Below are 16,576 nucleotides of genomic sequence, written 5' to 3' on the forward strand. Positions count from 1 at the left end.
GGCACGGGGTTGGCCTTGAAGGCCTTGAAGGTCTCGAGGAACACGGGGTTGGGGATCACGCGGATCTTCAGACCTTCAAGGTCTTCAGGCTTGGTGATCGGACGCTTGCTGTTCGTGACGTTGCGAAACCCGAGGTCCCAGTAGCCCAGGGCGACAAGGCCCTTCTCGGGGAGCTTGGCGATCAGCGCCTGGCCCAACGGGCCGTCGAGCAGTGCATCGGCCTGCGCGAAGTTGTTCACCGAGAAGGGGAAGTCGACGAGGCCGAACTCCTTGACGATGCCGGCCAGCGACGTGGTGGCCGGCGCCGACATCTGCTGCACGCCGCCCTGCAGGGCCGACTGCTGCTGCATCTCGTTGCCCAGTTGCGAGGCGGGGAACTCCTGGACCTTCATCTTGCCGCCGCTCTTGGCCGACAGGAGTTCGGCAAAGCGCTTGACGCCGAAGCTCACGGGGTGGTCGGCGTTGTTCAGGTGGCCGAAGCGGATCACGCGCTCCTGCTGCGCCCACGACGGGGCGGTGAGGCCGGCGCACAGGCCGGCCACGGCAAGCATACGAAGAAGTTTCACGAAGGGTCCTCAGGCGGGAAGGAAGAAAGGGGGAAGGAAAAAATGCCGGACGGAGGCGATCGTATTTTTGTTGGAAAGAATTTCCATAATGGAAATCCCTTCCCCGAGTTCTGCTACGCTGGCGGACCCTGAGTGGCGGGCCGCATCGCCCGCGTTGACGAGACGACATCTGGAGGACGAAATGAGCGGAATACTGGAACGCAGCTTCAAGGTGCTGGAACATCTGGCGGAGCATCCCGAGGGGTGCGCGCTGTCGGCGTTGGCCAGCGAATTGCAGATTCCATTGAGTGCATCGCACCGATTGCTCGCGGAGCTCATCCGCTGCGGCTACGTGCGGCAGGAGGCGCGCGACGGCCACTACGTGCTGACCATCAAGCTGGTCTCGATCAGCCTGTCGTTCCTCAGCCGATCGGGCATCGTCGACATCGCGCAGCCGCTGCTCGACCAGCTGGCCTCGACCTCGGGCGAGCTCGTGCGCCTGGCGGTGGTCGACGGCGAAGACCTGACCTTTGTCGCGAAGGCCCAAGGCGCCACGCATGGCTTGCGCTACGACCCCGACATGGGCCTGTCGGTGGCGCTCTCGTGCAGCGCCGCCGGGCATGCGTGGTTGTCGACCATGGGCGAAGACGACGCGATGGCGCTCGTCGCCAAGAAGGGGCTGGGCAAGCCCGAGGACTACGGTCCCAAGGCCCCCACGTCGCTCAAGGCCGTGATGGCTTTCGTGAAGGCGGCGCGCCAGCGCGGCTTCAGCATGATCAACGAGGTGTTCGCCCCCGCGATGACCGCCATGGCCGCGCCCGTGTTCGGCGCCGACGGCACGGCGATCGGGGTCGTCACCATCGCGGGCCCGTCGGTGCGGCTCACGCCGCAGCGGATGGAGGCGCTGGGACCGGCGCTGTGCCAGGCCGCCGAAGAGGTGGCGCGCGCCAGCGGGGCCTCGGCGTTGTTCAAGAAGAGGGCGTAGGCCCTGCCGGTTTCACCACCCCCAAAAAGAGAAGGAGACATCACCATGAAGACGAAGCATTCGAAGCGCACTCTATTGATGGCCGCCGTGGCGGCGGCCCTCGCGTTCGCGGCCCCTGGTGCGTTCGCGCAGCTCAAGGAGCGCACCATCAAGTTCGCGTTCCAGAACCAGGCCGGCCATCCGCAGGCGCAGGGCGCGCAGAAGTTCGCCGACCTCGTGGCCGCGAAGTCGGGCGGCAAGATCACCGTGAAGCTGTTCCCCGGCGGCACGCTGGGCGGCGACCTGCAGACGGTGTCGGCGCTGCAGGGCGGCACCGTGGAGATGACCGTGCTCAACGCCGGCATCCTGTCGGCGCAGGTGAAGGAGTTCGCGGCCTACGACTTCCCGTTCCTCTTCAACAGCGGCAAGGAAGCCGACGTCGTCACCGACGGCCCCTTCGGCCAGAAGCTGATGGCCAAGCTGGAGGACAAGGCGCTGCACGGCCTGGGCTACTGGGACCTGGGCTTTCGCAACCTGACGAACAGCAAGCGCCCGATCGTCAAGGCCGACGACATCGCGGGCCTGAAGATCCGCGTGATCCAGTCGCCGATCTACATCGACATGTTCAGCGCACTGGGCGCCAACGCCACGCCGCTGCCGTTCCCCGAGCTGTACCCCGCGCTCGACCAGAAGGCGGTCGACGGCCAGGAGAACCCGAACACGACCATCCTGTCGTCCAAGTTCGCGGAAGTGCAGAAGTACATCACCCAGACTCGCCACATCTACAACCCGCAGGCGCTGCTGATCAGCCGCAAGACCTGGGACGGCATGAGTGCCGACGAAAAGAAGATCGTCAACGAGGCCGCCGCGGAGGCGACCACGTTCCAGCGCCAGGCCTCGCGCGGCGCCGCCGACAGCGCGCTCGACGCACTCAAGAAGGCTGGCATGACGGTCTCCGAATTGCCGCCTGAAGAAATGGCGAAGCTGCGCGCCAAGGTGAAGCCGGTGATCGACAAGTACACGGCCTCGGTCGGCGAGGCCACCGTCAAGGAGCTGATGGCGGAGATCGAGAAGGCGCGCAAGTAGCAGGCGGGCGTGCCGTTGATCCGGGGCGCCTTGCCTTCATCGTCCCCGGTTCCCGGTCAGAGCTCGCGGTAGTCCCGGATGCGCGCGCGTGCGAGCTGCTGCGCCGCTGCAATGGCCGCCGGATCGGCCGCGGCCGCATCGGGCAACCAGTGGAAGGCGTCCGGGCCGTGGCACAGCAGCAGGCCGTCCTTGAAGCGGCGGGCCTTGGTGTAGGCCTCCCAGCCGTGGCGCACCTCGCTGTGGCGGCCCCGTGCGTGGGAGCCGCTCTCCGACAGCGAGAAGTCGATCTCGTCGTTGTAGAAGGGGCTCTTCCTGAAGCGATGGAGGGCCAGCCGGGCGATGGCCGGCGCGCTCAGCAGCAGCGCGATGCCGACCGCGAAAACGACCGCCAGGACGGGAAACCCTTCGTAGACGCATATGGCCAGGGCCAGGGCGAACAGCAGCGCCAAGGGCCACTTGAACCGGACCCACCAGACCTGCTGCAGGTTGCGCAGGAAGCCGGTGAGCACATGCGCCTGCGAGAACTGGAAGCGGTAGCTGATCTGCATCTTTGAATTCCGAGACGGGCTGTGCGGGAGGGCGCGGGGCGGGATTTTGACGGTTTTTCCCGGGCGCCGGTGCGCCCCCGACGATGTTCCAAGTTGGGGCCTCACCACGCTACGCGCCCCAAACAACGCACCTTGTTAGGGCTTTGCGCCTCAATCTGGTTCTCCGATCCGGCAAGATGCAGGATTCGCATAAGGTTATGCACCGTTTTGGAAAACAGAGGATTGATTGGAATGAAGCACGCATCCGTCGGGGGGTTCCTCGCACACGTCGCACAACGCAACCCCGGACAGCCCGAGTACCTGCAGGCCGTGACCGAAGTGATGGAGAGCCTGTGGCCCTACATCGAGAAGCACCCCAAGTACACGAGCCACAGCCTGCTGGAGCGGCTGGTGGAGCCCGAGCGCGTGATCATGTTCCGCGTGTCCTGGGTGGACGACCACGGCGAGGTGCAGGTCAACCGCGGTTTCCGCATCCAGCACAGCCTGGCCATCGGCCCCTACAAGGGCGGCATGCGTTTCCATCCCTCGGTGAACCTGTCGATCCTCAAGTTCCTGGCCTTCGAGCAGACCTTCAAGAACGCGCTGACCACGCTGCCCATGGGCGGCGGCAAGGGCGGTGCCGACTTCGATCCCAAGGGCAAGAGCCAGGGCGAGGTGATGCGCTTCTGCCAGGCCCTGGTGACCGAGCTGTTCCGCCACGTGGGCTCCGACACCGACGTGCCGGCCGGCGACGTGGGCGTGGGCGGGCGCGAGGTCGGCTTCATGGCCGGCATGGTCAAGAAGCTCACCAACCGCGCCGACTGCGTGTTCACCGGCAAGGGCCTGAGCTTCGGCGGCTCGCTCATCCGCCCCGAGGCCACCGGCTACGGCAACGTCTACTTCGCGCAGGAAATGCTCAAGCGCAAGGGCCGCAGCTTCGACGGCCTGCGCGTGAGCGTCTCGGGCGCGGGCAACGTGGCGCAGTACACCATCGAGAAGGCCATGGCGCTGGGCGCCAAGGTGGTCACCGTGTCCGACTCGAGCGGCACCGTGGTCGACGAGGAAGGCTTCACGCCCGAGAAGCTGGCCGTGCTGATGGACGTGAAGAACCACCTCTACGGCCGCGTGAGCGACTACGCCGAGCGCACCGGCACCCGCTTCGTGGCCGGCGCCACGCCGTGGCACGTGCCGGTCGACGTGGCACTGCCCAGCGCCACGCAGAACGAGCTCAACGAGGAAGACGCGCGCACGCTGGTGAAGAACGGCGTGGTGTGCGTGGCCGAAGGCGCCAACATGCCCTCGACCATCGAGGCCGTGAAGGTGCTCGAAGGCCACGGCGTGCTGTACGCGCCGGGCAAGGCCAGCAACGCGGGCGGCGTGGCCACGTCGGGCCTGGAGATGAGCCAGAACGCGGCCCGGCTGTCATGGACGCGCGACGAGGTCGATGCGCGCCTGCTGCAGATCATGCAGGGCATCCACGAGTCGTGCCTGCACTACGGTTCGCGCGCCGACGGCAGCGTGAGCTACGTGGATGGCGCGAACATCGCCGGCTTCGTGCGCGTGGCCGATGCGATGCTGGCGCAGGGCGTGGTCTGACGATTCGGGTTCGTCAGAGTTCGATGAACGAAGAGGTCGCCTTGTTCAGGGCCAGGCGGCCCTTCGCGGTGATCGATTCCACCTGGGCCAGCTGATGGATCGCGCGCTCGTCGGGCGCGTGCTCCGACGGCGGAATGAAGGCAGTCACGAGGTCGGCGGCACGCAGCACGCGCAGCCAGTCGATGTCTGCGGGCGTGTGGAGGACGTATGGCAATTTCTGCTCGGCGAGGGTCCGAAGAAATTCCATGGACATGGGTCGTCTCCTTGTGTTGAGGGGAGGGCGGTTCGGACATTGTGCGCACAAACAATTAGCGCTGTCTAAACCCTGCGCCGCGCATGCCTTTCGAGGCGTGTACCGAAGTTTCCAGTTCTTTCTGCGGGCGCGAGGGACGTGCCACTTTGTTTCTGGTCGTAGCCATGCTTTCGGCCAGCGTGGCGGGGTCCATGCATTCGCCAGCGGCCCAGGTCTGGCGCAAGGTGGTGCGCAGGTCGGTCAGGTCGCGCCGCTGCGCGCGCAGGCCGGCCATGAGCTGGTCGATTTCGCGCACGCGGCCGTCGAGCCGTTCGAGCAGGTCGTCGGCCGAAAAGACCTCGCAGCCTGCGAAGGCGCTGCGCAGGCTGTCCAGCGAGAAGCCGAGGTTCTGCGCGATCTGGATCAGCTGCAGCCGCTTGAGCGCGGCCTCGGTGTAGACGCGGTACCCATTGGCGCCGCGCTCGGGCGCGGGCAGCAGGCCGCTTTGCTCGTAGAAGCGGATGGCCGAGGGCGCCATGCCGGTCTTGTCTGCCAGTTCACCGATCTTCATATCGCTTGACCTTCAAGTTGGCTTGAATCTTAGCATCGGGTTTTTCCACTCCACCACCCGGTCCTCATCGTGAACTCCTCGCCGCTTTTCCTGCCGTTGACCCTGCCCAACGGGAGCGTCCTGCCCAACCGCCTGGCCAAGGCCGCCATGGAGGAAAACATGGCCGATGCCGGGCAGTTGCCGGGCGCGGCGCTGCACGACCTGTACCGCGTCTGGGCGCAGGGCGGGGCGGGCCTGATCCTCACGGGCAACGTGATGATCGACGGCCGCGCGCTCACCGGCCCGGGCGGCGTCGTGCTCGAAGCCGGCACGCCGCTCGAGCGCTTCACCGAATGGGCCACGGCCGCGCGCAGCGGCGGCGCGCAGGTGTGGATGCAGATCAACCATCCGGGCCGGCAGGTGCAGATCAGCATGGGCGGCACGGCCTGGGCGCCGTCGTCGGTGGCGCTCGATCTGGGCAAGCACAGCAAGCTTTTCGTGCAACCCAAGGCGATGAGCGAGGCGGAGATCGCCGAGACCGTCGACCGCTTCGCCGCCACGGCGCAGGCCGCCGAGCGCGCGGGCTTCACCGGCGTGCAGGTGCATGCGGCGCACGGCTACCTGCTCTCGCAGTTCTTGTCGCCGCTGACCAACCAGCGCACCGATGCCTGGGGCGGCAGCCTGGAGAACCGCGCGCGCTTCCTGCTCGACGTGGTGCGTGCCGTGCGGGCCCGCGTGGCGCGCGGCTTCGCCGTGGCCGTGAAGCTCAACTCCGCCGACTTCCAGCGCGGCGGCTTCTCGGAGAACGATGCCAAGCAGGTCATCCGCTGGCTCAACGACGAGGCCGTGGACCTGGTCGAACTGTCGGGCGGCAGCTACGAGAGCCCGGCGATGCAGGGCCGCACCGCCGACGGCCGCACGCTGGCGCGCGAGGCCTACTTCCTGGAGTTCGCCCGGGAGCTGGCCGCCGAGGCGCGCATGCCGGTCATGACCACGGGCGGCATCGTGCGCCGCGCCGTCGCCGAACGGGTGCTGGGAGAAGGCGTCGCCGTGGTGGGCATGGCCACCGCGCTGGCCGTGGCGCCCGACCTGCCCGCACGCTGGCGCGCGGGCGAAGACGCGGCGGCGCAGAGCCCGCAGGTCGACTGGAAGGACCAGGTCATGGCCGCGCTGGCGCGCATGGCGCTGGTGAAGCGCCGGCTGCGCACGCTGCGTCCGGGCCGCAACAGCGCGCCCGCGCACTCGCCGTTCCTGACCCTGGTGCTCGACCAGCTGCGCACGAAGCGGCTGACGAAGCGCTACCGGCGCTGGCTGGACGCGCGCGCGGCGTGACCCGCCGCTATCGATTGGCCGGTTGAATGGGCCAGGCGGTGGTGTCGGGCCGCAGCAGGTGCCAGACCACGGGCTCGATGCCTTCGAAGGTGGCGCGGTAGCGATCGGACAGCCGGTTCTCGTCGGTCACGTCGCGGATCACGATGCCGTCGATGCGCTGCGGATGCGCGCGGAACACCTGCGCATAGATCTCGGGGTCGGCCTCGCCCGAATCGCCCACGAGCAGGAAGCGGCGCTGCGGAAATTCGGCCAGCAGCCGCTCGATCACGCCGAGCTTGTGCGCGCGCGAGTCTTCGGCGCTGGGGATCAGCGTGCGCCAGGTCGTGCTCTCGCGCAGGTGCATGCTGCCCGCGGGAAAGTCGGCGTCGCGAATGAAATCGGTGAGCGCGGGGTACAGCTGGATCGGGCTGCCCGAGAGGTAGTGAAAGCGCGTGCCGGGCGCCTGCGCCAGCGCGCGGTAGTGCGCCGCCATGCCCGGCGCGGCCTCGAAGCGGCGCGCGAAGGTGTTCAGCAGCATCTCGCGCCGGTCGCGCACCTGCGTGCGCTTGATGGTGTCGTCGATGTCCGAGATGACCGACACGCCCTGCGCCGGCACGATCTGCGCACGGCCGCGAAAGCGCGGCAGCAGCTCGCCCGGACCGGTCACGCCATGGAAGGGCAGCCACTCCTGCGACGCCGGGATGTGCGAGGCCTCGATGACCGCGCGCAGGTTGCTGCGGCCGTCGGCGCCCGTGGGCGGCATCGTGAGGCGCGTGACCGAGCCGTCGAACACGACGTCGATCACCTTGTCTTCTTCCGACTCGGCATGGAACAGCGCGGTGCGCTGGCTGAAGCGCAGCCGCGCGGCCGGCGTGAGCTTCTTCAGGTTCATGCCAAGGTAGCGCGCGAGCGCGGCGTCCAGGCCCCAGCGGTGCTCGCGCTCGAACACCCAGGCATGCACGTCGACCTCGAGCCGGCCGTCGGCCGTGGGGCGCGCGGTGCCGGGCATGAACAGCGCCTCTTCGTCCGACTCCAGCGGCCCCGCGGCCTGCAGGGCCTGCAGCGGCGCGAGGCCGGCGAGCAGGGCGGCACCGGCCAGCACGGTGCGACGCGACAGTTGTGGCGAGGTACCGGGCGCGCGGTGCTTGATCGTCATGCAGTGACGCGTTCGTAGGTCACGAAGCTGAAGGGCAGGCCGTCCTTGGCCGAGACGTGCGACTCGCGCTGCGTCTCGCGCCACACGGCGGCGTCGAGCACGGGGGCGTGCGCGTCGCCTTCGTAGTCGCGCGCGATCTCGGTGACCACGGCGCGCTGGGCCAGCGGCTCGGCTTCGGCATAGATCTGTGCGCCGCCGATCACCCAGACTTCGGGTGAGTCCGACGGCGTGCACAGCGACAGCGCATCGGGCAGGCTGCCGACCGCTTGCGCGCCGTCGGCTTGCCAGTCGGTTTGTCGCGTGACCACGATGTTCCGGCGGCCCGGCAGCGGACGAAAGCGCGGGGGCAACGAGTCCCAGGTCTTGCGGCCCATCACCACGGGCGCGCCCGCGGTCTGCTGCTTGAAGTGCGCCATGTCCTCGGGCAGGTGCCAGGGGATGGTGTTGTTCACGCCGATCACGCCATTGGCGGCGCGCGCGAAGATCAGGTTGATGCGGGGCGTGGTGGCGCTCATCGCGTTCACACCGCCACCGGCGCCTTGATCGGATCGCCGTGCTTGTAATCGAGCACTTCGAAGTCTTCGTACTGGTAGTCGAAGATCGAGTCGGGCTTGCGCTTGATGTTCAGCGTGGGGTAAGGGAAGGGCGTGCGACTGAGCTGCAGCTTCACCTGTTCGGCGTGGTTGCTGTAGATGTGGCAGTCGCCGCCGGTCCAGATGAAGTCGCCCACATCGAGGTCGCACTGCTGCGCCACCATGTGCGTGAGCAGCGCGTAGCTGGCGATGTTGAAGGGCACGCCCAGGAAGATGTCGGCGCTGCGCTGGTAGAGCTGGCAGCTGAGCTTGCCGCGTTCGCCCTCGGCCTGCGGCGGTGCCACGTAGAACTGGAAGAAGGCGTGGCAGGGCATGAGCGCCATCTTCGACAGCTCGGCCACGTTCCAGGCGCTCACGATGATGCGGCGCGAGTCGGGGTTGGTCTTCAGCGTCTTGATGACGTCGGAAATCTGGTCGATGTGGCCGCCGTCGGGCGTGGGCCAGCTGCGCCACTGCACGCCGTACACCGGGCCCAGGTCGCCGTCTTCGCGCGCCCATTCGTCCCAGATGGTGACGCCGCGTTCCTTGAGCCAGTTGTTGTTGCTGGAGCCGGTCAGGAACCACAGCAGTTCCTGGATGATGGACTTCAGGTGCACCTTCTTCGTGGTCACCAGCGGAAAGCCCTCGTTCAGGTCGAAGCGCATCTGGTGGCCGAACACGCTCTTGGTGCCGGTGCCCGTGCGGTCGCTCTTGAACACGCCGTGCGTGTCGACGTGGCGCATGAAATCTTCGTACTGGGAGCGGACGGGGCGGGCAGGGAGGGTCATGTTGGGAATTTTACGGGGCGGCGCTAGCATCGGCCGATGACCGGCCATGACCACTCCCACGACCATTCCCACGACCACAGCGAACTCGGCGAGATGGACCTGCGCGTGCGCGCCCTCGAAAGCGTGCTCACGCAAAAAGGCTACATCGACCCCGCCGCGCTCGATGCGCTGATCGACACCTACCAGACCCGCATCGGCCCGCGCAACGGCGCACGGGTGGTGGCGCGGGCCTGGGTCGACCAGACGTTCCATGACTGGCTGATGGCCGATGCCACGGCGGCCATCGCCTCGCTGGGCTATACGGGCCGCCAGGGCGAGCACATGGTGGCCGTGGCCAACACCGACGACCAGCACCACATGGTCGTCTGCACCCTGTGCAGCTGCTACCCCTGGCCCGTGCTCGGCCTGCCGCCCACCTGGTACAAGAGCGCGCCCTACCGCTCGCGCGCCGTGAAAGATCCGCGCGGCGTGCTGGCCGATTTCGGCACCACCTTGGCCGAGACCACGCGCATCCGCGTCTGGGACTCGACCGCCGAGGTGCGCTACCTCGTGATCCCGCAGCGCCCGGCGGGCACCGAGGGCTGGAGCGAAGACGAACTCGCCGCGCTGGTCTCGCGCGATTCGATGATCGGCACGCGCGTGGTTGAGGCGCCTTCGGCAAGGAGCACGACATGACCTACACGACGCATGCCGACCTCGGCGGACAACCCGGCTTCGGCCCCGTCACGCCCGAACCCGAGGGCGAGCTGTTCCATGGCGCCTGGGAGCCGCGCGCGCTGGCGCTCACGCTGGCCATGGGCGCCACCGGCTCCTGGAACATCGACACCAGCCGCGCCGCGCGCGAGACGCTGCCCGACTACCGCGACCTGAGCTACTACCAGATCTGGCTCGGCGCGCTGGAGCAGCTGATGCTGCAACGCGGCCAGGTCTTCGCGGACGAGATCGAATCCGGGCAGATGCACCATCCGGCCGCACCGGTCGCCCGCGTGCTGCAGGCCGCGAACGTGCCCGCCGTGCTCGCCAAGGGCTCCGGCACCGAGCGCCCCGCATCGGCGCCCGCGCGCTTTGCGGTCGGGCAGGCCGTGCGCATGCACCTCGGGCGCGTCGACCACCACACGCGCCTGCCGGCCTATGTGCAGGGCAAGCGCGGCACGATCGAGCACATCCACGGCGCGCACGTGTTCGCCGATGCGAATGCGCAGGGCCTGGGCGAGCAGCCGCAATGGCTCTACACCGTGGTCTTCGATGAAGCCGAACTGTGGGGCGACGCCGCGCCGCGCCAGAACCTGGCCGTGTCGGTCGACGCGTGGGAAAGCTACCTGGAGCCCGCGGCATGAAGGCGAACGACATGCCACCGCTCGCACTCGCCCCAGGCATGCCGCGCGACGCCGACGGGCCGGTGTTCAGGGAACCGTGGGAGGCGCAGGCTTTCGCGATGACGCTGGCGTTGCACGAGCGCGGGCTGTTCAGCTGGGTCGAATGGGCGGAAGCGCTGGCCACGCAGATCAGCGCCGCGCAGGCCGCGGGCGACCCGGACACGGGCGACACCTACTACCGCCACTGGCTCGCCGCGCTCGAAGGCCTCGTGGCCCGCAAGGGCGCGAGTTCCGGCGACGAGCTGGCCCGCTACCGCCACGCCTGGGACCACGCGGCGGAGCGCACGCCGCACGGCCAGCCGATTGAGCTGCGCGGCGAGGACTTTCCGGGCTAGACGCGGATCACGCGCCCCGGGTTCAGGATGTTCTTCGGATCGAGCCCGCGCTTGATCGCCCGCATCATCTCCAGCGCCACCGGCGACTTGTGTTTCTCGAGCTTGTCGACCTTGAACGAGCCCACGCCATGCTCGGCCGAGAACGAGCCGCCGAACTGCTCGACCGCGTCGTAGACCAGCGTGTTGATGCGCTCTTCCTCGTTCTTCAGGAAGGCCTTGGTGTCGATGTTCTCGGGCGCCTGCACGTTGTAGTGCAGGTTGCCGTCGCCCAGGTGGCCGAAGTTCACGAGCCGCACGCCGGCGATCTCGCGTTTGAGCAGTGCGTCGGTGGCTTCCACGAAGGCGGGAATGCGCGACACGGGGATCGAGATGTCGTGCTTGATGTTCAGCCCTTCCTCGGCCTGCGCGAGCGGAATGCTCTCGCGGATGTGCCAGAGCTGGTGCGCCTGCGTGAGGTTCTCGGCCACCACCGCGTCGGTCACGCAGCCGTCTTCGAAGGCGGTTTCGAGCAGCGCCTCGAAGCGTGCGCGGGCGTGGTCCTCGGACTCGCTGTCGGAGTTCTCGAGCAGCACGCAATACGGCACGGCCTCGTCGTCGATGAAGGGCACGCGCAGCTGCGGCATGTGCTTGTCGACCAGGCTCAGCGCGAACTTGCCCATCACCTCGAAGCCCGTGAGGCCCGAGCCCAGGTGCTTGTGCGCCAGGCCCAGCAGCGTGACCGCGTGGTCGAGCGAAGGCACGGCCGCCCAGGCCGTGAGCTGCGCGGCGGGCAGCGGGTACAGCTTCATGGTGGCGGCGGTGATGACGCCCAGCGTGCCTTCGCTGCCGACGATCAGGTCGCGCAGGTCGTAGCCCGTGTTGTCCTTGCGCAGGCCGCTCGTGCCTTCCCAGATCTCGCCCTGCGGCGTGACCACTTCCAGGCCCAGGCACAGGTCGCGCGTGTTGCCGTAGCGCACGACCTGCGTGCCGCCCGCGTTGGTCGCCAGGTTGCCGCCGATGGTGCAGCTGCCCTCGGCCGCGAGGCTCAGCGGGAACAGGTAGCCGGCCTTCTCGGCGGTCTCTTGCAGCGTCTGCAGGATGCAGCCGGCCTCGACGGTCATCGTGAGGTTGGCGGCGTCGATGTTGCGGATCGCGTTCAGTCGCTGCAGGCTCAGCACCACCTGCGTGCCGCTGTCGTCGGGAATGGAGCCGACCGCCAGGCCGGTGTTGCCGCCCTGCGGAATGACGGCCGTGCCGGCCGCGGCGCAGGTCTTGACCACGTCGGCCACCTGCTGTGCATTGGCCGGGCGCACTACGGCGAGCGACTTGCCGCGCGCGCGCTTGCGCCAGTCCTGCTCGTAGGCCGCGAGGTCGCCCTCGGTCAGCACGTGCGTGGCGCCGACGATGGCGCGCAGTTGGTCGAGGAGGGAAGAAGAGGTGGTCATTGGGCGGAAGCCTCCAGGGGACGGGCAGCAGCGGCAGCGGCGGCCTTGGCGTGGCGCAGGCGAAGGCGCACATGCCACGCGCAGGCCGCGAAGAGCACGAGGCACAGCAGCACCTCGACGAGCGCGAGGACCTGCCCCACGCCGTTGGTGTCGCTCCAGGCGCGCACCACGCCTTCGGTGAAGTAGAGCCAGATCATCAGGCTGACCCAGCGGTAGGTGTACATGCGGTTCTTGTAGAGCCCCGCGAGCGGAATGACCAGCGGCAGCACCTTCAGCGCCAGCAGCGAGCCGCCCGGGCGCAGCGGCGCCAGCCACAGCTCCCAGGCCAGGCCCAGCACGATCAGGCCGACGAGGCTGCCCACGGCGGCCCATCGGGTGACGCGGACGGAAGAGGGAGGAAGCGGCTGGTTGGCATTCATGAGCGGGATACCGCGGAACCGGCTTTGCCGGGCCGCTGGTATCGCCCCCGGTGAGGGGGTTGGCGCAGCGACACGAAGTGCGCGGAGACTGGGGGAGAGTTCAACTCCTATGATACCGGGCATGAATCGTCGGCAGCTTTGGAGGGATCTTTCGCGCTTTCCTTGGCGCAACACCGCAGCGGTATTGGGCGAGCGTTTCCGCGAAGACCGCCTCGGCCTCACGGCCAGCAGCCTGACCTTCACCACCACCATCGCGATGGTGCCGTTCTTCACGGTGGCGCTCGCGCTCTTCACCGTGTTCCCGATGTTCGCCACCATGCAGGGCCGCCTGCAGCGCTGGCTGATCGAGAGCCTGATTCCCGACAACATCGCGCGCCAGGTGCTGGGCTACCTGAACCAGTTCGCGAGCAAGGCCAGCGGGCTGGGCATCGCGGGCCTGGTGGTGCTGCTGATCACCGCCATCGCGCTGATCCTCACCATCGACAAGACGCTCAACAACATCTGGCGCGTGCGCACGCCGCGGCCGTTGGCGCAGCGGGTGCTGATCTACTGGGCCACCATCACGCTCGGGCCGCTGATTCTTGCGGTGAGCCTGTCGACCACCTCGTACGTGTTCGCCGCGTCGCGTGACGTGGTGGGCGGAGGCATCGTCAAGCTGGCTTTCGACACCCTGGAATTCCTGCTGCTCGCGGCCGGCATGGCCGGGCTGTACCACTACGTGCCGAACACCACGGTGCGCTGGTCGCACGCCTGGGCCGGCGGCCTCTTCGTGGCGGCCGCCATCGAGATCGCCAAGCGCGTGTTGGGCTACTACCTGAGCCTGGTGCCGACCTACTCGGTGCTGTACGGCGCCTTCGCCACCTTCCCGATCCTGCTGGTGTGGATCTACGTGGCCTGGGTGATCGTGCTGCTGGGCGCCGTCATCGCGGCCTACCTGCCGAGTTTGCTGACGGGCGTGGCGCGTCGGGGCGGCGCGGCGGGCTGGCCGATGCAGCTCGCGATGGAAGTGCTGCAGCACCTGGCGCGCGCGCAGGCCACGTCGGCCAAGGGCATGGGCGCGAGCGAACTGCTGACGCGCATGCGGGTCGACGGGCTGCAACTGGCGCCGGTGCTCGAGACGCTGGTGCGGCTCGACTGGATCGCGCCGCTGGCCGAGGAGCCCGCCAACCAGGACCCGCGCTACGTGCTGCTGGCCGACCCGTCGACGCCCATCGAGCCGCTGCTGCGCGAGCTGCTCATGCCGCGCGCCGAGCCGCTGGAAGACCTGTGGCAGAAGGGCCCGCTGCGTACGCTGCGGCTGGGTGACGTGCTATTGATCTAGGAGTGCCCTGGCGTTCGGTCCGTCAGATCTTGACGCGGCCGGCCCAGATGTCCCGGTACATCGTCCAGTCGCCCATGAAGGAGTACAGCGGGCGCTTGAACGAGGCGGGCTTGTTCTTCTCGAAGCCGAAGTGCCCGACCCAGGCGAAGCCGTAGCCTGCCACCAGCCCGGCCAGCAGCCACCACGGATTGAGCGTGACCACCAGGGCCACGAGGCACAGCAGCGAGATCGTCGAGCCCGCGAAATGCAGCCGCCGGCAGGTGACGTTGGCGTGCTCGGTCAGGTAGAAGGGATAGAACTCGGCAAAGCTGGTGAAGCGGCGCGGATCGACCGTGGCCGGCGCGTCCGGCGCGGCAGGGGTGGAGGTGTTCATCGTGGGTCTCCTGCGCCCCGCAGGGGCTTTGTTGATAATAGCCACGACCCCGCGGACGCACCACCCGGGTTCGCCATCCCACCTTCGCCGTATCCACCTTGAGCGCTGTTCCCGTCGTCCCCGTCGATTCTTCCGCCGATGCCAACGCGCTGTGGGTCGTCTGCCTGTGCGCCGAATGGTGCGGCACCTGCCGCGACTACCGGCCGCTGCTGGTTGAGCTGGCAAAGGCGCACCCACAGTTCCGCTTCGCCTGGGTCGACATCGAGGACCACGCCGAGATCGCCGACGCCTTCGACGTCGAGACCTTCCCGACCTTGCTGGTAGCGGGCGCCGACGGCACGCGCTTTCTCGGTCCGCTGCTGCCGCACATCGAAACGCTGTCGCGCCTGCTCGGCGCGCTGCAGCCGCCGCAGCCTTCCAGCCTCGACGTCGACCTGCTGCTGGCCGTGCTCGAGAAAAAGCCCGCGGCCTTCGCGGTCTGACCGCTTCGGAGCTTCCTTCCCATGAACATCCTGATCTTTGGCGCCACCGGCATGGTGGGGCAGGGCGTGCTGCGCGAGTGCCTGCTGGCGCCCGACGTGGAACGCGTGGTGGCCGTGGGACGCAGTGCCACCGGGCAGCAGCATCCCAAGCTGCAGGACCTGGTGCACAAAGACATGTACGACTACCGCGCCATCGAGTCGCAGCTGACGGGTTTCGATGCCTGCTTCTTCTGCCTGGGCGTGTCGTCGGTCGGCATGAAGGAGCCGGAGTACAAGCGCATCACCTACGACCTGACGATCGCAGCCGCCACCGTGCTGGCGCGGCTCAACCCGGGCATGACCTTCACCTACGTGACGGGCGCGGGCACCGACAGCAGCGAGCGCGGCGAACGCATGTGGGCGCGTGTGAAGGGCGCGACCGAGAACGCGCTGATGCGCCTGCCGTTTCGCGCGTCCTACATGTTCCGGCCCGGCATGATCCAGCCGCTGCACGGCGTGCGCTCGAAGACGCCGCTGTACGACGCCGCGATCGTCGTGCTCAAGCCCGTGCTCGGGCTGGCCCACCGCTGGTGGCCCGACCGCGTGACCACCACCGAGAAGGTGGGCCGCGCGATGCTCGCGGTGGCGCGCCGGGGCGCACGCAAGGTGCTGCTCGATCCGGCGGACATCAACGCGCTGGGCAGCTAGGCCGCCCGGCGCTCTTCGCAGTTTTCAGCCCGCGACGAAGTCGCGCAGAGCGAACAGCACCTCGTCCGGCGCCTCGCTCATCAGCGCGTGGCCGGCATGCACCGTCACCACCTTGGCGTTGCGCGCCTTGCCCACCAGCGCCTTGGTGGCGCGCGGCGGCGTCATCTGGTCGGCGTCGCCCAAAAGGAACAGCACGGGGCACTGCACCTTCTCCATCGCGGCTTCGCCGTTGGCGTAGTCGTTGCAGGCCTTGAAGCCGATGTGGAACACATTGGCCTCGCGGTTGCTCGCGAGCACGCGGCGCATCAGCGCGCGCGAGCTGCCGTACAGCCACGTGCCCGGGCCGAGCGACGAAGGCGGCGGCGCCAGCAGCGAGTGCGAGAAGGTGTTGACCATCGCGATGGCGCGCTGCGGATCGCTCACCGAGCTTTCGAGCAACGCGGGCGACACCACCATCGGGTAGGCCGTGCCGACCATCGCCAGCTGCGTGATGCGCTCGGGCGCGCGTGCCGCGGTTTCGAGCGCGATCAGCGAGCCGAAGCTGTGGCCGACCAGCGCGGCCTTGTGCACGCCCGCCGCGTCGAGCAGCGCAATGACGAACTGCGCCGCCTCTTCCACGCTGGCCGGCGGCGCGCCGGCGCTCTTGCAGTGGCCCGGCAGGTCGACCGCCAGCACGTTCCAGCCGTGGTTGGCGAACCAGCGGCTTTGCAAAATCCACACGCTGTGGTCGTTGAGCACGCCGTGGATGAACACCACCGTCGGCTTGGCCGCATCGAAGGGCTTGCCGGCGGTGTAGCAGTAGGTGTCGTGGCCGTTGACGGTGTAGTTCATC

Annotated in this window: 21 protein-coding genes; 10 read left to right on the plus strand and 11 right to left on the minus strand. The window is 68.2% G+C overall.

Features of this window, described 5'->3' with window-relative positions; translation table 11 throughout:
* The coding region (gene dctP, locus AC07Y4_RS17675; RefSeq protein ID WP_487849346.1) for a TRAP transporter substrate-binding protein DctP at positions 1–551 on the minus strand (551 nt) is incomplete at its 3' end.
* Positions 552–747: 196 nt separating this feature from the next.
* Here dctP and AC07Y4_RS17680 point away from each other — a divergent pair.
* On the plus strand, positions 748–1,530 hold the full coding sequence (locus tag AC07Y4_RS17680) for an IclR family transcriptional regulator (protein ID WP_062476577.1): 783 nt from the start codon (positions 748–750) through the stop codon (positions 1,528–1,530).
* 45 nt (positions 1,531–1,575) lie between these two features.
* Positions 1,576–2,595 carry a TRAP transporter substrate-binding protein gene (locus tag AC07Y4_RS17685; RefSeq protein WP_095951067.1) on the plus strand — a complete coding sequence of 340 codons (1,020 nt, stop codon included), beginning with the start codon at positions 1,576–1,578 and terminating at the stop codon, positions 2,593–2,595.
* Positions 2,596–2,651: 56 nt separating this feature from the next.
* On the opposite strand, the gene AC07Y4_RS17690 is transcribed toward AC07Y4_RS17685, so the two are convergent.
* Entirely contained in the window at positions 2,652–3,143 is a 492-nt protein-coding gene (locus AC07Y4_RS17690) for a hypothetical protein (protein ID WP_487849339.1), read from the minus strand.
* Positions 3,144–3,374: 231 nt separating this feature from the next.
* Between AC07Y4_RS17690 and gdhA the strand changes: the two genes are divergently transcribed.
* Positions 3,375–4,718, plus strand: coding sequence for an NADP-specific glutamate dehydrogenase (gene gdhA / locus AC07Y4_RS17695; protein WP_070059733.1), 1,344 nt, complete (start codon positions 3,375–3,377; stop codon positions 4,716–4,718).
* A gap of 13 nt (positions 4,719–4,731) precedes the next feature.
* Here gdhA and AC07Y4_RS17700 read toward each other — a convergent pair whose 3' ends face one another.
* Both AC07Y4_RS17700 and AC07Y4_RS17705 read right to left on the minus strand, forming a co-directional pair.
* The gene (locus AC07Y4_RS17700) at positions 4,732–4,971 is read right to left on the minus strand and encodes a hypothetical protein (RefSeq protein WP_495274877.1); all 240 of its coding nucleotides are present in this window, start codon (positions 4,969–4,971) and stop codon (positions 4,732–4,734) included.
* Positions 4,972–5,026: 55 nt separating this feature from the next.
* The gene (locus AC07Y4_RS17705) at positions 5,027–5,521 is read right to left on the minus strand and encodes a MerR family transcriptional regulator (RefSeq protein ID WP_070059732.1); all 495 of its coding nucleotides are present in this window, start codon (positions 5,519–5,521) and stop codon (positions 5,027–5,029) included.
* A 69-nt stretch (positions 5,522–5,590) separates the two neighbouring features.
* Here AC07Y4_RS17705 and AC07Y4_RS17710 point away from each other — a divergent pair, with 69 nt between their 5' ends.
* Positions 5,591–6,832: an NADH:flavin oxidoreductase/NADH oxidase family protein gene (locus AC07Y4_RS17710; protein ID WP_487849338.1), complete on the plus strand. Its 1,242-nt coding sequence runs from the start codon at positions 5,591–5,593 to the stop codon at positions 6,830–6,832.
* 7 nt (positions 6,833–6,839) lie between these two features.
* On the opposite strand, the gene AC07Y4_RS17715 is transcribed toward AC07Y4_RS17710, so the two are convergent.
* Genes AC07Y4_RS17715 through AC07Y4_RS17725 form a run of 3 tightly spaced genes read right to left on the minus strand, consistent with a single transcriptional unit; the run spans position 6,840 to position 9,327 of the window.
* Entirely contained in the window at positions 6,840–7,967 is a 1,128-nt protein-coding gene (locus tag AC07Y4_RS17715; RefSeq protein WP_487849337.1) for a phosphatidate phosphatase App1 family protein, read from the minus strand.
* Entirely contained in the window at positions 7,964–8,482 is a 519-nt protein-coding gene (locus AC07Y4_RS17720; protein WP_487849336.1) for a dihydrofolate reductase, read from the minus strand. The genes AC07Y4_RS17715 and AC07Y4_RS17720 overlap by 4 nt, the downstream gene beginning before the upstream one ends.
* A 5-nt stretch (positions 8,483–8,487) precedes the next feature.
* On the minus strand, positions 8,488–9,327 hold the full coding sequence (locus AC07Y4_RS17725) for a thymidylate synthase (RefSeq protein ID WP_070059729.1): 840 nt from the start codon (positions 9,325–9,327) through the stop codon (positions 8,488–8,490).
* A 36-nt stretch (positions 9,328–9,363) separates the two neighbouring features.
* Between AC07Y4_RS17725 and nthA the strand changes: the two genes are divergently transcribed.
* From nthA to AC07Y4_RS17740, 3 genes are read left to right on the plus strand one after another with little or no spacing between them, the layout of a single operon-like run.
* Positions 9,364–10,002: a nitrile hydratase subunit alpha gene (nthA, locus tag AC07Y4_RS17730; RefSeq protein ID WP_487849335.1), complete on the plus strand. Its 639-nt coding sequence runs from the start codon at positions 9,364–9,366 to the stop codon at positions 10,000–10,002.
* Positions 9,999–10,664: a nitrile hydratase subunit beta gene (nthB, locus tag AC07Y4_RS17735; protein ID WP_487849334.1), complete on the plus strand. Its 666-nt coding sequence runs from the start codon at positions 9,999–10,001 to the stop codon at positions 10,662–10,664. Before nthA ends, nthB begins: the two co-directional genes overlap by 4 nt.
* Entirely contained in the window at positions 10,661–11,038 is a 378-nt protein-coding gene (locus AC07Y4_RS17740) for a nitrile hydratase accessory protein (RefSeq protein WP_095744529.1), read from the plus strand. Before nthB ends, AC07Y4_RS17740 begins: the two co-directional genes overlap by 4 nt.
* On the opposite strand, the gene AC07Y4_RS17745 is transcribed toward AC07Y4_RS17740, so the two are convergent.
* Positions 11,035–12,462, minus strand: a complete 1,428-nt coding sequence (locus tag AC07Y4_RS17745) for an FAD-binding oxidoreductase (RefSeq protein ID WP_495274878.1) — start codon at positions 12,460–12,462, stop codon at positions 11,035–11,037. The genes AC07Y4_RS17740 and AC07Y4_RS17745 overlap by 4 nt on opposite strands.
* A complete protein-coding gene (locus AC07Y4_RS17750) occupies positions 12,459–12,881 on the minus strand; it encodes a DUF2069 domain-containing protein (RefSeq protein ID WP_487849332.1) in 423 nt (140 codons plus the stop codon). The genes AC07Y4_RS17745 and AC07Y4_RS17750 overlap by 4 nt, the downstream gene beginning before the upstream one ends.
* A 109-nt stretch (positions 12,882–12,990) precedes the next feature.
* Here AC07Y4_RS17750 and AC07Y4_RS17755 point away from each other — a divergent pair, with 109 nt between their 5' ends.
* A complete protein-coding gene (locus tag AC07Y4_RS17755) occupies positions 12,991–14,202 on the plus strand; it encodes a YihY family inner membrane protein (protein WP_062476621.1) in 1,212 nt (403 codons plus the stop codon).
* Between the two features lie 22 nt (positions 14,203–14,224).
* Here the strand turns inward: AC07Y4_RS17755 and AC07Y4_RS17760 are convergent, their stop codons facing one another.
* A complete protein-coding gene (locus AC07Y4_RS17760) occupies positions 14,225–14,575 on the minus strand; it encodes an Mpo1-like protein (RefSeq protein ID WP_487849331.1) in 351 nt (116 codons plus the stop codon).
* Between the two features lie 98 nt (positions 14,576–14,673).
* Here AC07Y4_RS17760 and AC07Y4_RS17765 point away from each other — a divergent pair, with 98 nt between their 5' ends.
* Together AC07Y4_RS17765 and AC07Y4_RS17770 are read left to right on the plus strand one after the other, a co-directional pair.
* Positions 14,674–15,057: a thioredoxin family protein gene (locus AC07Y4_RS17765; RefSeq protein WP_139705773.1), complete on the plus strand. Its 384-nt coding sequence runs from the start codon at positions 14,674–14,676 to the stop codon at positions 15,055–15,057.
* Positions 15,058–15,078: 21 nt separating this feature from the next.
* Complete coding sequence (locus AC07Y4_RS17770) at positions 15,079–15,744, plus strand: NAD-dependent epimerase/dehydratase family protein (RefSeq protein WP_062476626.1); 666 nt, start codon at positions 15,079–15,081, stop codon at positions 15,742–15,744.
* 24 nt (positions 15,745–15,768) lie between these two features.
* Here the strand turns inward: AC07Y4_RS17770 and AC07Y4_RS17775 are convergent, their stop codons facing one another.
* A complete protein-coding gene (locus tag AC07Y4_RS17775) occupies positions 15,769–16,575 on the minus strand; it encodes an alpha/beta fold hydrolase (protein ID WP_095744534.1) in 807 nt (268 codons plus the stop codon).
* Between the last annotated feature and the right edge of the window lies 1 nt (position 16,576).

The organism is Variovorax sp. GW460-12-1-14-LB1, from assembly GCF_059423605.1.

What these genes read in the sequence shown, in the direction of transcription:
- AC07Y4_RS17700 (WP_495274877.1), bottom strand. Translation starts at nt 4,971, where the DNA reads ATGTCCATGGAATTTCTTCGGACCCTCGCCGAGCAGAAATTGCCATAC.
- AC07Y4_RS17720 (WP_487849336.1), bottom strand. Translation starts at nt 8,482, where the DNA reads ATGAGCGCCACCACGCCCCGCATCAACCTGATCTTCGCGCGCGCCGCC.
- AC07Y4_RS17750 (WP_487849332.1), bottom strand. Translation starts at nt 12,881, where the DNA reads ATGAATGCCAACCAGCCGCTTCCTCCCTCTTCCGTCCGCGTCACCCGA.
- nthA (WP_487849335.1), top strand. Translation starts at nt 9,364, where the DNA reads ATGACCGGCCATGACCACTCCCACGACCATTCCCACGACCACAGCGAA.
- AC07Y4_RS17740 (WP_095744529.1), top strand. Translation starts at nt 10,661, where the DNA reads ATGAAGGCGAACGACATGCCACCGCTCGCACTCGCCCCAGGCATGCCG.
- AC07Y4_RS17770 (WP_062476626.1), top strand. Translation starts at nt 15,079, where the DNA reads ATGAACATCCTGATCTTTGGCGCCACCGGCATGGTGGGGCAGGGCGTG.
- AC07Y4_RS17715 (WP_487849337.1), bottom strand. Translation starts at nt 7,967, where the DNA reads ATGACGATCAAGCACCGCGCGCCCGGTACCTCGCCACAACTGTCGCGT.
- nthB (WP_487849334.1), top strand. Translation starts at nt 9,999, where the DNA reads ATGACCTACACGACGCATGCCGACCTCGGCGGACAACCCGGCTTCGGC.
- gdhA (WP_070059733.1), top strand. Translation starts at nt 3,375, where the DNA reads ATGAAGCACGCATCCGTCGGGGGGTTCCTCGCACACGTCGCACAACGC.
- AC07Y4_RS17760 (WP_487849331.1), bottom strand. Translation starts at nt 14,575, where the DNA reads ATGAACACCTCCACCCCTGCCGCGCCGGACGCGCCGGCCACGGTCGAT.
- AC07Y4_RS17685 (WP_095951067.1), top strand. Translation starts at nt 1,576, where the DNA reads ATGAAGACGAAGCATTCGAAGCGCACTCTATTGATGGCCGCCGTGGCG.
- AC07Y4_RS17690 (WP_487849339.1), bottom strand. Translation starts at nt 3,143, where the DNA reads ATGCAGATCAGCTACCGCTTCCAGTTCTCGCAGGCGCATGTGCTCACC.
- AC07Y4_RS17725 (WP_070059729.1), bottom strand. Translation starts at nt 9,327, where the DNA reads ATGACCCTCCCTGCCCGCCCCGTCCGCTCCCAGTACGAAGATTTCATG.
- AC07Y4_RS17775 (WP_095744534.1), bottom strand. Translation starts at nt 16,575, where the DNA reads ATGAACTACACCGTCAACGGCCACGACACCTACTGCTACACCGCCGGC.
- AC07Y4_RS17755 (WP_062476621.1), top strand. Translation starts at nt 12,991, where the DNA reads ATGATACCGGGCATGAATCGTCGGCAGCTTTGGAGGGATCTTTCGCGC.
- AC07Y4_RS17680 (WP_062476577.1), top strand. Translation starts at nt 748, where the DNA reads ATGAGCGGAATACTGGAACGCAGCTTCAAGGTGCTGGAACATCTGGCG.
- AC07Y4_RS17745 (WP_495274878.1), bottom strand. Translation starts at nt 12,462, where the DNA reads ATGACCACCTCTTCTTCCCTCCTCGACCAACTGCGCGCCATCGTCGGC.
- AC07Y4_RS17705 (WP_070059732.1), bottom strand. Translation starts at nt 5,521, where the DNA reads ATGAAGATCGGTGAACTGGCAGACAAGACCGGCATGGCGCCCTCGGCC.